This window comes from Bacillus sp. FSL K6-0923 (assembly GCF_038630825.1).
Classification (GTDB): Bacteria; Bacillota; Bacilli; order Bacillales; family Bacillaceae; genus Bacillus; species Bacillus pumilus.
Genome location: NZ_CP152044.1, coordinates 1,494,663 through 1,507,408, shown reverse-complemented (window position 1 = coordinate 1,507,408; position 12,746 = coordinate 1,494,663). Strand labels below are relative to the sequence as shown.

Annotated in this window: 10 protein-coding genes; all 10 read right to left on the bottom strand. The window is 40.4% G+C overall.

Annotation, left to right across the window (positions count from 1 at the left end; translation table 11 throughout):
- Window positions 1-16: 16 nt before the first annotated feature.
- Entirely contained in the window at window positions 17-1,111 is a 1,095-nt protein-coding gene (gene murG / locus MHI16_RS07600) for an undecaprenyldiphospho-muramoylpentapeptide beta-N-acetylglucosaminyltransferase (RefSeq protein ID WP_058014053.1), read from the bottom strand.
- 197 nt (window positions 1,112-1,308) lie between these two features.
- Complete coding sequence (gene spoVE / locus MHI16_RS07595) at window positions 1,309-2,409, bottom strand: stage V sporulation protein E (protein ID WP_003212197.1); 1,101 nt, start codon at window positions 2,407-2,409, stop codon at window positions 1,309-1,311.
- 59 nt (window positions 2,410-2,468) lie between these two features.
- On the bottom strand, window positions 2,469-3,824 hold the full coding sequence (gene murD, locus MHI16_RS07590; RefSeq protein WP_081042283.1) for a UDP-N-acetylmuramoyl-L-alanine--D-glutamate ligase: 1,356 nt from the start codon (window positions 3,822-3,824) through the stop codon (window positions 2,469-2,471).
- On the bottom strand, window positions 3,825-4,799 hold the full coding sequence (mraY, locus tag MHI16_RS07585; protein ID WP_003211854.1) for a phospho-N-acetylmuramoyl-pentapeptide-transferase: 975 nt from the start codon (window positions 4,797-4,799) through the stop codon (window positions 3,825-3,827).
- A gap of 135 nt (window positions 4,800-4,934) precedes the next feature.
- Window positions 4,935-6,410 (bottom strand): UDP-N-acetylmuramoyl-L-alanyl-D-glutamate--2,6-diaminopimelate ligase, encoded by a 1,476-nt coding sequence (locus MHI16_RS07580; protein WP_058014485.1) that lies wholly within the window; start codon window positions 6,408-6,410, stop codon window positions 4,935-4,937.
- 212 nt (window positions 6,411-6,622) lie between these two features.
- Window positions 6,623-8,542, bottom strand: a complete 1,920-nt coding sequence (locus MHI16_RS07575) for a stage V sporulation protein D (protein WP_058014054.1) — start codon at window positions 8,540-8,542, stop codon at window positions 6,623-6,625.
- A gap of 125 nt (window positions 8,543-8,667) precedes the next feature.
- Entirely contained in the window at window positions 8,668-10,818 is a 2,151-nt protein-coding gene (locus MHI16_RS07570) for a penicillin-binding protein (protein ID WP_058014486.1), read from the bottom strand.
- A gap of 7 nt (window positions 10,819-10,825) precedes the next feature.
- Window positions 10,826-11,173, bottom strand: a complete 348-nt coding sequence (ftsL, locus tag MHI16_RS07565) for a cell division protein FtsL (protein ID WP_012009864.1) — start codon at window positions 11,171-11,173, stop codon at window positions 10,826-10,828.
- A gap of 37 nt (window positions 11,174-11,210) precedes the next feature.
- On the bottom strand, window positions 11,211-12,143 hold the full coding sequence (rsmH, locus tag MHI16_RS07560) for a 16S rRNA (cytosine(1402)-N(4))-methyltransferase RsmH (RefSeq protein WP_058014055.1): 933 nt from the start codon (window positions 12,141-12,143) through the stop codon (window positions 11,211-11,213).
- 66 nt (window positions 12,144-12,209) lie between these two features.
- Entirely contained in the window at window positions 12,210-12,641 is a 432-nt protein-coding gene (gene mraZ, locus MHI16_RS07555) for a division/cell wall cluster transcriptional repressor MraZ (protein WP_003211163.1), read from the bottom strand.
- Window positions 12,642-12,746: the final 105 nt, after the last annotated feature.

The following is a 12,746-nucleotide window of genomic DNA, read 5'->3' as shown; positions in this document are numbered from 1 at the left end:
ACCTAATATCATTCCATCATGTAGTCGTAATTTCTTTTAATACATTATATAAACGTGTAGCCGCATCTGGTACTCCTAGTTCTTTCGTTAAACGGCTCATTTCATTGAGTTTTTCTTCATTACCAGCAATTTCATCAATGGCATGAAGCAGACGATCCCCTGAAAGCTCTGATTCTCTTAAAACAATCGCAGCCTCATGTTTTTCAAGTGATCTTGCATTGATTTCCTGATGATTTGCCGTCACGTATGGGCTCGGAATAAAAATGGTTGGGATTCCAAGAGCCGTTACTTCAGCAATTGTTGTAGCTCCTGCTCTTGCAACAATCACATCGATCGATTTCAGGTACTCTGGCATTTGATGCAAGAAAGGTTTTGTGATCATGTTTGGTGCTGCACCTTTTTCCTTTAGTTCATTCAACACTTTTTCATAATGAACCTCACCTGTGATATATAAAAGCTGGTAGTTTTTAGCCTTTAAATCATCTTGCATTTCGATCACTGCTCTATTGATAGGAGCAGCACCTCGACTCCCTCCGAAAATAAGAACCGTTTTTTTCTTTTCATCCAGCCCGAATTCTTTAAGAGATTTCCCCTCTTTTATAGAGACGACTTCAGAGGCTCTAGGGTTTCCCGTAAATACAACCTTTTCAGAAGGAAAATGTGCTCTTGCTTCATCAAAGCATATGGCTACCCTATTAACATATCTCGCTAGGAACTTATTTGTAATACCAGGCAGGCTGTTTTGCTCGTGTATAATAGTTGGGATCTTCAGCTTAGAAGCCGCATAAACCACAGGCCCACACACATAACCGCCTGTTCCAATAACCGCATCAGGCTTGAATTCTTTTAAGTAAGATTTGCTTTTTTGAACGCCTTTCAAAAATCTCATCACCGTTTTGACGTTATCAAAGGAAAGCTTTCGTTTAAAACCTGAAATTTCTATCGCCTTGAAAGGGATATTTTCTCTTTCTACAATTTTCTTTTCAAGTCCATTTTCAGTACCGATATATAAAAATTCCACATCAGGATGTAGTCTTTTCACTTCTTTAATAAAGGCTAAGGCCGGATAAATATGACCGCCTGTTCCGCCTCCACTGATTACTATACGCATTATACCATTTCCCCTCATTTTTTTTCTGCTCTGAACATAGTATAAACCCTGTTTTAAACAACAGGGCTCCATTAAAACCTGTAAAGAAGAGTCAAAATACACGTTTTCTAAACAAAAACTGTCATTTTCACTCTTCAAATCATTTTTTTATACTTTTGCAAAATAAATGTCAACATGGTTTCATTAGCTTCAGCACGCTAATATCTTGCGTACCTGCTTACATTCAGAAGTACACCAATCGCCATCAGCATTAATGTCAATGATGAGCCGCCATAACTAAGGAATGGGAGCGTGATACCTGTCACAGGAATAAGTCCAGTGACAACTGCGATGTTAATCATTACTTGAATGGCAACCATTGAAATAATACCAACTGCTAGGAAACTCCCATATAAGTCTGGAGCTCCAAGTGCTATTCGTATGCCTCTCCATAATAGAACACTAAAGAGGAGCAAAATGAGTGATCCCCCTATAAAGCCAAGCTCTTCAGACAATATCGCAAAGATAAAGTCCGTTTGGGGCTCAGGTAAATAGAAGAATTTTTGTCTACTTTGACCAAGTCCCATTCCGAACAGACCACCTGGACCAACAGCGTATAAGGATTGAATAATTTGAAACCCACTGCCTAGTGGATCTTCCCAAGGATTTAAATAAGATGTTATTCTTTTTATTCGGTAGGGTGCTGATAAGACAAGTGCAGCAAACCCGCTGAGCCCTATAAGGCCGAGAAATATAAAGTGAGCAATTCTCGCACCTGAAACAAATATCATAATAATACAGGTTCCAACCATTACCGTTCCTGTTCCCAGATCCGGTTGAAGCATAATGATGGCAAATGCAGAAAATACAATGCCTAAAGCTGGGGCAAAACCTTTGCGAAAGGATGTGATATTTTTTTGTTTTTCAGATAAGAATTTTGCAAGAAACGCAATCATCGCAAGCTTCATAAATTCAGAGGGCTGAATACTAAACGCACCGACACCGATCCAGCTTCTTGATCCATTTCTCTCCATCCCGATGCCAGGAATAAGTACAAGCAGCAAAAGGAGAAAACAAACAGCAATCAATATCTTTGACCAAGTCCGCCACGTCCAATAATCGACTCGCATAATGAAAAACATTGCGATAACTCCGATTCCGGCAAACAAAAGCTGTCTTTTTGCAAAATAAAACGAATCATCAAATTTATACGATGCCCACACAGCACTAGCGCTGTACACCATAATTAAACCAATCGTCAATAAAAGTAACGTAATGACAACAAGCAAAAAATCCGGAGAAGTTTTCTTATTCGTCAAGAGACCGACACCCCAAGCATAATTTCATTTGGGCTGTCAGTCATACGAGAGACAAGCCCTTATTTAAGCATATGCACGGCGTTTACAAACATGTCTCCACGTTCTTCAAATGTTTTATGTTGATCCCAGCTTGCACAAGCTGGAGATAATAAAATCACGTCTTCTTCTTCAGATATGTTAAACGCCGCAGGTACTGCTTGTTCAACATTATCGACATGTTTTACGTGATGTATTCCAAGCTCTTCACCAAGCTTCACAAACTTAGGTGCAGTCTCACCAAATGTGATAATTCCTTTTACATGTTTCATAAAAGGTTTCAACTCATCAAATTCATTACCTCGATCAAGTCCACCTGCTAATAAAATAGTCGGTTGTTCGAAGGCTGACAATGCTTTACTTGTTGCCAAAATATTAGTTGCTTTACTATCGTTATAAAATTTACGACTCTGGATTGTATCTACAAATTGCAGACGATGCTTCACTCCACCAAATGTCGTGAGAACGTGAACGATTGCTTCATTTGAGCAGCCTGCATTTTTTACAACACAAATAGCTGCCAGAATGTTTTCTTGATTATGCTCACCAGGAAGGACAACATCCTTTACATCAATGATATGTTCATTCATGTAGTAAATTGCACCATGTTGAATAAACGCACCATGTTCTACTGGCTCTTTCACTGAGAAAAACACTTTTTTTGCTTTTGAACCTTCTGCTAGTTTTACAACGGAAGGATCATCTAGGTTAATTACAGCGATGTCATCTTCCTGTTGATGTGCGAATACTTTCTGCTTTGCTTTTTCATATTCATCACGAGTGTGGTGATAATCTAAATGTGCATCAAAAATATTTAATATTAAGCTGATTTTAGGTCTAAATTCAACTGTTCCCATTAACTGAAAAGAAGAAAGTTCTGTTACGATCCACTCATCGCCAGCTGCATTTGCAGCCACTTCACAGGCAACTGTTCCAATATTACCCGCCACTAATGTTTTTTGGCTGTCTTGTTTCAGCATTTCATAAATCAATGTCGTGGTAGTGGTTTTTCCATTCGATCCAGTAATCCCAATAAAAGGAGATGAGGTTAAATGATACGCTAATTCTATTTCCGTCCAAACTGGAATTTGGCGGCGAAGCGCTTCTTGAACCATCACATTTTCATATGGAATACCTGGATTTTTAATTAAAATTGTAATGTCTTTATCTTCGAATATACGAAGAGGATGACTGCCACAAATGACATCAATCCTCTTTTCAGAAAGTAGTTGAGCAGGTTCATTTTCTTCAAACGGTTTTTGATCATTTACCGTCACATTTACTCCATGTTCATGAAGAATTGAAGCCGCCGCATATCCGCTTTTAGCAAGACCTAATACTAGTACATGTTCGTTTTTTAACATTTGCATCTTATTCAATTATAACCACACCTCGATGTAAATTCCTAAAACAGCAAGTAATAAACCAGCTGTCCAGAAGGTGACAACTACTCTCCACTCTGACCAGCCAACTAACTCATAGTGGTGGTGAAGCGGACTCATCTTAAAGATTCTTTTGCCGGTTGTTTTAAAGGAGATGACTTGAAGAATAACGGATAACGTCTCAACAACAAATACTCCACCAATAATGACCAGTAAAATTTCAAGCTTCGTTAAAATCGCAATTGCTACAATGGCTCCGCCTAATGCTAGAGAACCTGTATCCCCCATAAATACTTTTGCAGGATGTGCGTTAAACACAAGGAAGCCAAGGACGGCTCCTGCAACAGCTACTGAAAAGATCGCTACATCATACTGAGATTGATTCCAAGCCAGTATAGCAAATGCTCCGAAAGCAATAGCAGCGGTTCCAGATAAGAGACCATCCAGTCCATCCGTTAAATTCACAGCATTAGAACCTCCGACAAGCATGAAAACAACAAGGATAAAGTAAGCCCATCCTAAATCAAAGCTGACGTCTGTTCCTGGAATGCGAATCGTCGTTGCAAACTGATAATAATGGAAAACTGCATAAAAGATCACAGCGATCACAATTTGACCGATTAATTTCTGTTTCGATGTTAAACCAAGATTTCGTTTCATCGCTACTTTAATATAATCATCTAAAAATCCTAATAGGCCGTAACCAAGTGTGACAAATAACAGTAAAAACATTTCTGGACTAATCTCAGAAAATTTGTTGATCATCACAATCGTTGTAATAGTAATAGAAAAGATAATCATGATGCCGCCCATTGTCGGCGTCCCAGATTTCTTTTGGTGAGACTGCGGACCTTCTTCTCTAATACTTTGACCAAATTTAAGTCTTCTTAAAAACGGTATAAAAATCGGGGATAAAAGAACACTGATTAAAAATCCCATTATGATTGTAAACAATATCACCTGTTCAAGCATCGTTCTTTACTCCTTCCGAATTTCCAAAGCCGTTTTCCATCAAAAAATTGCATTCATTATTATGGTATTCATTCTCGTTCTTCATATGTTGTTTTTGTACAAAATGCTTCATTTCATTACACTCTTTTCATCATTTTAAGATTTGTTTAGATCTAAAATAGCGTCAACAGCAACCTTTGCATCATCAAAGTCATAGACTTGATCGCCAATAATTTGATAGGTCTCATGACCTTTACCCGCTATTAAGACTGTATCGCCTTTTTTCGCATTGGCAATGGCAAAAAAGATCGCTTGTTTCCGATTCACAAAGCTATGATAATACGCGTCTGGGACCCCATTTTCCATATCTTTTAAAATGGCTGAAGGATCTTCGCTTCTTGGGTTGTCTGATGTAAATACAGGTTCATCTGCATATTTCACAGCGATTTGAGCCATTTGAGGACGCTTTGTTTTATCACGATCGCCACCGCAGCCAATCACACAGAAAATTTTCCCCTCTGTTAATTCTCTACATGTTGTGAGGACATTTTCTAAGCTGTCAGGTGTATGCGCGTAATCGACGATGACCGGGAAATCTTGATCGCAGTTTACAAGTTCAAATCTGCCTTTGACTCCTTCCAGCTCTTCAATCGCACTCACGATCGTCTCAAATGTTAAGCCAGATACGATGCCAACTGATACAGCTGCAAGGATATTATACACATTGAACTTTCCGACGAGGGCAACCGTCACTTTTTTGGTGCCGATTGGAGTGACCAGATCAAACTGAGTTCCCTTCGGCATGATTTGAATATTTTTTGCCATGACATCCGCTTTTTGCTCTAAGGCATACGTCATGACTTCAGCAGCTGTGACTTTTTCAAAATAACTCGAAGCCTCATCATCTGCATTTAAAATCGCATGCTTCGGTTTATTGTGATGAAAGGCACTTCCAAGCTGAGAAAACAGCAAGCTTTTCGCATGTTTATATTCTTCCATTGTATTGTGGTAGTCAAGATGGTCCTGCGTAAGGTTTGTGAAAACAGCAATATCATAATCACATCCATGTACTCTGCCAAGATGGAGTGCATGTGATGATACTTCCATGATGGCTGTGTCTACATCTTGATCAAGCATCTGTTTAAACGTTTTCTGAAGTGTGACACTTTCAGGTGTGGTGTTTTTCACGTCGAGAATGTCATCATTCACCTTCATATACATCGTACCGATTAAGCCTGTTTTCTTCTCGGCTTTTCTCATCATTTGTTCGATCATGTGTGTTGTTGAGGTTTTTCCATTTGTGCCTGTGATCCCTATGAGATTCAGCTTATGAGTGGGCTGTTCATAAAACGCATCAGCTATTCTTGCTAGTGCTCTTTGAGAGTGTTTCACAATAATGACTGGTACACCTGTTATGTTAAGAGGGTGTTCTGCTACAATGGCTGCAGCCCCACTTTTCACCGCTTTTTCAGCATAATCGTGTCCATCTACTGTATAGCCTTTTATACAGACAAAAAGGCTTCCCTCTTTCACCTCTCTTGAATCCATTTCAATGGAAGTGATATCAGGATTTTCGTTTATCAATTCGTTGTTTTCACTTTTAAAGTATGTAAGCAGTTCTTGTAATTTCATTTTCATATCAAACCTCTCAAATTCGTTCACGTGCATGTCTTGTGAAAAAAACACACAGTCTATATTTTATCGTAAAAAAAAGGATACATCCAGCGTATTCCTTAAGTTTCTGTTGGAAAAAACACACTTTGGACTCTTTTTTTCAAACTGTCCTTCTCTTTCAACAAAAAGAGGCAGCCAAATGAGTGCGGCTACCCTCTGTTCATTCTTTATTATTCATCGTTTAAGTATAATCTGATCGTGGAACCTTCTTTGACTTTTGTCCCAGCAGCAGGTGATTGCTTCACTACTTTACTGCCAGTTCCTGAGGCATCGATCTTTAGGTTGATCAAGAGGGATTCAAGATCTGAAACAGATCCTCCTACAAGATTCGGTACTTCAATGGTTTTTGTGTCCAGCCACTGATACTTCTTTTCAATTTGGCCTTTTCTTTTTTTCACACCCATCTCAGGCAGGCTATCCCGCATAATATGACCAACGATTGGTGCGGCAACGGTACCACCAAATTGAATGGTGCCTTTTGGGTTATCCACAGCTACATAGACTACAATACTCGGGTCATCTGCAGGCGCAAATCCGATAAACGACACAATGTGGTTATTCTCCATATACTTTCCGTCCTTTACCTTCTGTGCTGTTCCTGTTTTTCCGCCGACCCGATACCCTTCAACAAATGCATTTCGGCCAGTTCCTTGGGCGACTACACTTTCAAGTGCATACCTGATTTCTTTAGATGTTTCTGCTGATATCACTTTCTTTTTGGCAATCGGCGATTGCTTTTTCACGACCTCTTTTGTGATTGGATCTATCCATTCTTTTGCAATATAAGGCGTGTAAAGTGTCCCGCCATTTACTGCAGCTGCTACTGCAGCTACTTGCTGAATCGGTGTAACAGAAACACCTTGACCAAAGGCGGTGGTCGCCTGCTCTACAGGACCTACACGATCAAGCGGGAACAAAATTCCCCGCCCCTCTCCCTGAAGGTCAATCCCAGTTTTTTGGCCAAATCCGAAATTTTTGATATAGGAAAATAATTTTTCTTTACCAAGACGGTCTCCTAGCTCTACAAAGCCGGGGTTACAGGAATTTTGAACTACTTCCAAGAATGACTGTGATCCGTGTCCGCCTTTTTTCCAGCACCTGAGTCTTGCACCATCAACTGTCACAGATCCGCTGTCAAAAAATGAATCGCGTTTTAAATTAACTTTCTTTTCTTCTAATGCTGCTGCAAGTGTAATAATTTTAAATGTCGAACCCGGCTCATATGTGCTCCACACCGGTAGATTTCGGTTGAACACTTTTGGATCAACTGATTGATAGTCAGCTGGATCAAAATCTGGTCTGCTTGACATTCCCAGCACTTCACCATTTTTCGGATTCATCGCAATCGCAATCATACCATCTGGATGATACTTTGCCTGTGCGTTGTCTAATTCCCGCTCTATAATAGTTTGTACTTTTGCATCAACTGTTAACTTCATATCAAGACCATCTTTAGGGGGTGTATAATCATCTGCTTCATCTGGCATTTTCTGCCCCTTGGCATCAGAATAAAATTTCACAGAGCCTTTTTCGCCTTTTAGGTCGTCATCATAGTAGGCTTCAAGTCCAAGCAAGCCTTGATTATCGATTCCAGCGAAGCCTAGTACATGTGAAAGAAAGCTGCCAAACGGATAATGTCTGATGCTGTCTTCTGCTACATACACACCTTCTAAATCAAGCTCTCTTACTTCTTTTGCTTTTTCATGTGATACCTTTCTGCCCTCAGGAGAAATTCGTTCAATTGATGTTTTCTTCGTGACGTGCTTGTACGCTTTCTCTTCAGACATATTCAGCACTGCTGCCAACTTCTTACTTGTTTCTGCAGGGTCTTTAATTTGCCGAGGTACAACCAAAATAGATGGAGCACTTTTGTTCGTCGCAAGCTCTACTCCATTCCGGTCCAAAATATCTCCTCGTTCCGGTTCGAATGGAAGGTTTCGGCTCCATGAATCTTTAGCTAAGCTTGTTAGCTTCTCGCCCATAATAAACTGCACATATCCTAATCTAGTATCTATGATGAAAAAAATGATCACCCCAAACAGCAGCACGAAAAGCAATCGTTTTCTCACTGTTACACTCGACACTCGCACGCCCGGTTCACTCCTTACATATGGCTTATTTTCATCATATGCAGGCCCGTCCTTTTGTAGAACGCACCGTGATATTCTGCTGGAGCAAAAGAAAAAACCTAGCAAGTGATTTGCTAGGTTAAAAGTTAATTTGGACTTTTAAATGTCACGGTAACGACTTTGTCTGAAATCTCCGCTCCACTTTTGACACTTTGTTTCACAGCATATCCTTGTCCATTTGTTTCTATATGCACACCGGCAATCGAAGCATATTGAAGAACTTCCCTTCTGGACCAGCCTGTCATATCAGGCATCTTAATGGTTTTTCCTGCTGTTTTTAAGAAGACTTTCTGGCTTTCAGAGAATTCAGAGCCCGCACTCGGCCACTGGCGTTTAATGGAGAGGCCGTCGCCGATGACAACAGGCGTTAAGTGTTTATTTTTGGCTTCTGTTTCTGCCTGCTTCACTTCTAAATCCAAGAATGAAGGCATCGTTTCTTGTTTCACTTTTTGTTCGCCTGATTTTTTATCGTCTGTTTTTGTTGGTGCAATATTTAAATATAGCAAACTATTTTTCATGACAGGGTTAAAGATTTGAGAAACCGGGGCTGACCCCGTTTCTGTTTCAGACAGCTGCGGCTGCTGAACAGCCACATACACAAGAAGCTTCGGATCATCTTTTGGCGCCATTCCCATAAATGAAAAGACATAATCGTTTCTTCCCTGAAGGTAACCGCCGGCACCGCCAATTTGTCCTGTTCCTGTTTTCCCAGCAACGTCAAAGCCTTTGATTTGATAAGGCTGGCCTGTTCCAATTTTCGAGGAAACAACCTCACCTAAAATGTCGCGGACTTGCTTCGCTGTATCAGATGAAATCGGTTTGCCTGCTGCTGTTGGTTCATGCTGCAAAATCGTTTTGTTTGTGTTCGGGTCTGTAATATGGTCAATGACATATGGCTTCATCATCGTTCCGCCGTTTGCTATCGCTGTGGCTGCTTCGATTTGTTGAATCGGTGTGATGGCTGATGCTTGACCATAAGCTGTCGATGCTTTGTCATATTCGTATCTATAATTGATTTTGCTAGACGCTTCGTTCGGCAAGTCAATCCCCGTTTTGTCATAGAAATGGAACTTCTGCAAATATTGTTCGTAGCGTGTGAAGCCTAGCTTTTCTTTTGCCAGCTTTGCAAAGGCCACATTTGACGAGCGAAGAACCCCTTGGTGAAAGTCAATTTTCCCCCAGCCATTTCCGTTGTTGTGATCTCGCACAAGGCCGCCGCCTACTTTATAAGTACCAGATTGATATTTTTCACTGCCTTGGTAGACTCCTTCTTGGATCGCCGCAGCGAGGGTGAAAATCTTCATCGTTGAACCTGGTTCAAACGCATATGAAATGACATCATTGTTATAATTCGTAATGTCTAGTTCATTTAAATTAAAGCTTGGCCGCTGCCCCATCGCAAGAACCTTTCCAGTTTTCGGATCAACGACTGTGGCAATGATTTTCTTCGGCTTATACTTTTTGGCAACCTGCGTCATACTTTCTTCAAGAAACGCTTGAATTTTCTGATCGATGGTCAACGTGACATTTTTCCCGTCTTTCGGGGCGACGATGTCTTCTTTGCTATTCGGCAAAGCCCATCCGCTTCTGTCACTGTTATATGTGACATAGCCGTCTTTTTCTTTCAAAAATTTGTTCAGTGCCTTCTCAAGTCCCATTGCACCCGACATGTCCTTTGTCGCTTCATTTAACCTGGCATAACCGATGAGGTTAGAAGCAAACATGCCGTTTGGATAATATCGCTTCGTGTCTTTTTCAAATGCAATCCCTGGAAGCTTTAGCTTTTCAATTTTTTCCTTCGTTGAAAAACTGATATCCTTCCCCGCTTTCCCAAACTCCACTTGGAATGCATCTTTTGTATTGAGACGCTTTAAAATTTCGCTTTCACTCATATCGATGACTTTTGAGAGCTCTTTTGCCGTCTTTTCTTTATCGACGACATGCATTGGATGCTTAGGGTCCACTGTCATTTTCTTGCTCATGACCGCAATGAGCTTATACACAGATGTATCCTCAGCGATCACATTTCCATTCCGGTCTAAAATAGATCCTCTTTTGGCTTCAAGTGTTTTCTTCGATTGATATTGTTCATTTGCCTTGGCAGCTAATACTTGTCCATCAACTGTTCCAGTAATTTGAATATAAATAAAACGTGCTAGGATGATAAAGAAAAACAGGGCGAAGCAAATACTTGCAATTGCCGCGCCTCTGTTCATCATTTTATTCTTTTTAGGCATCGCCATGTTAATCGACCTTCTTAACATCTTTCGATATGCTTAAGCCTGCTTTTTTCGCAGCTTCAATGATTCTTTCTGGTTCACTCAGCAAGTCTTTTTCCTTTTGTAGCTCAGTGATCTTCTTCGATTCTAAAGATACTTGCTGTTCTAGCTTCTGCACTTCGATATTGGCGTGATAGACAGCAAAAGCTTTAGAAATGATGAGAATCGAGCTACACATAAGAGCCATAACAAACATGACAAGTAAGATTTTTTCACCAAGCGTGATAGACCCTCTTCTTTTAATGACAACCGATTGGCCTTGCTGCTCTGTTTGATGTTGCTTCACTTCTCTTTGATAAGCTAAATTACTCATAAGAAACCTCCTTTTTATCATCATCTATGGTGTCGTTTTACTTTTTTTCTGCAATTCGGAGCTTCGCTGAACGGGCACGGTTGTTATGTTCCAGCTCTTGTTCTGATGCAACGATCGGTTTTCTCGTGATCAGCTTCAGCTTTGGTTCAAGTCCTTCTGGAATCACTGGTAGTCCGTGCGGAAGTTCTGGAAGAGAAGACATTTCTCTAAATGTACTTTTACAAATCCGGTCTTCAAGTGAATGGAATGTAATGACAGAAATTCTCCCCTTCGGATTGAGTAACTCTATTGCTTGTTCTAGTGCTTCTTCAAATACTTTCAATTCATCATTTACGGCAATTCGGATCGCTTGAAACACTCTTTTCGCTGGATGTCCGCCAGTTCGTCTTGCAGGTGCCGGAATTCCTTCTTTGATAATGTCGACAAGCTCACCCGTTGTTTCAATTGGCGCTTTTTTTCTTGCTTCTTCAATTTTGCGTGCGATTTGCTTGCTGAACTTTTCTTCCCCATATTTGTAGAAAATCCGAACTAGATCTTCAAATGGCCATTCATTCACCACTTTTTTTGCCGACAATGCGGCTGATTGATCCATTCGCATGTCAAGAGGTGCATCATGGTGATAACTAAAGCCTCTCTCTGGTGTGTCGAGCTGAGGAGATGATACCCCAAGGTCAAAAATCACACCGTCTACGCTCGTAATACCTTGTTCATTCAGACGTTCTTTTAAATATCGGAAGTTGCTTTTTATGAAAAGAATGTTCGCTTTAAAATCTGCGAGCTTCTCTCGTGCATGATCCAGTGCAGCATCGTCTTGGTCAAATCCAATCAATGTTCCTTTTTCTGATAAATGAGATAGTAAATATGAGCTATGACCTGCTCCGCCTAGCGTGCAGTCCACATATGTACCGTCTTCTTTTACGTTTAAACCGTCAACTGTTTCTTTTAATAATACTGTCTCATGTTGAAACATGATGTTATGGTCCCACCTTTTTCAAATAGAAATGAATGTGTAGAAAGCTTGCTGCACAAGGGATTATTATATATCAAATCCAATCATGTTTTCAGCAATTTCAGCAAAAGAATCTTCTTGCTCTTCTGTATATTGTTCCCAGATCGACTTACTCCACAACTCAATTCGATTTGAAACGCCGATGACCACACATTCTTTTTCGAGTTTTGCATATTGGAGTAGGTTTGATGCGATGTTAATACGCCCCTGCTTGTCCAGATCGCATTCTACTGCGCCAGAGAAGAAGAACCGTGTAAACGCACGTGCATCTTTTTTCGTTAGCGGTAGTGCTTTGAGTTTCTCTTCGATTAATTTCCACTCACTCATAGGGTAACCAAATAAACATTGATCAAGCCCTCTCGTCAGCACAAATTGTTCTCCGAGACCGTCTCTAAATTTAGCAGGGATGATCATGCGCCCTTTTGTATCAATCGTATGTTGGTATTCACCCATGAACATGATAATCAGAGCCCCACTTTCTCACCCATACTCTCCACTATCCACCACTTCTCTCCACAAAACTTATTCTACACTGTTTCTACATAAAAAAAAACCCTGAACTAG

What these genes read in the sequence shown, in the direction of transcription:
- murG (WP_058014053.1), bottom strand. Translation starts at nt 1,111, where the DNA reads ATGCGTATAGTAATCAGTGGAGGCGGAACAGGCGGTCATATTTATCCG.
- mraY (WP_003211854.1), bottom strand. Translation starts at nt 4,799, where the DNA reads ATGCTTGAACAGGTGATATTGTTTACAATCATAATGGGATTTTTAATC.
- MHI16_RS07580 (WP_058014485.1), bottom strand. Translation starts at nt 6,410, where the DNA reads ATGAAATTACAAGAACTGCTTACATACTTTAAAAGTGAAAACAACGAA.
- MHI16_RS07570 (WP_058014486.1), bottom strand. Translation starts at nt 10,818, where the DNA reads ATGCCTAAAAAGAATAAAATGATGAACAGAGGCGCGGCAATTGCAAGT.
- ftsL (WP_012009864.1), bottom strand. Translation starts at nt 11,173, where the DNA reads ATGAGTAATTTAGCTTATCAAAGAGAAGTGAAGCAACATCAAACAGAG.
- rsmH (WP_058014055.1), bottom strand. Translation starts at nt 12,143, where the DNA reads ATGTTTCAACATGAGACAGTATTATTAAAAGAAACAGTTGACGGTTTA.
- mraZ (WP_003211163.1), bottom strand. Translation starts at nt 12,641, where the DNA reads ATGTTCATGGGTGAATACCAACATACGATTGATACAAAAGGGCGCATG.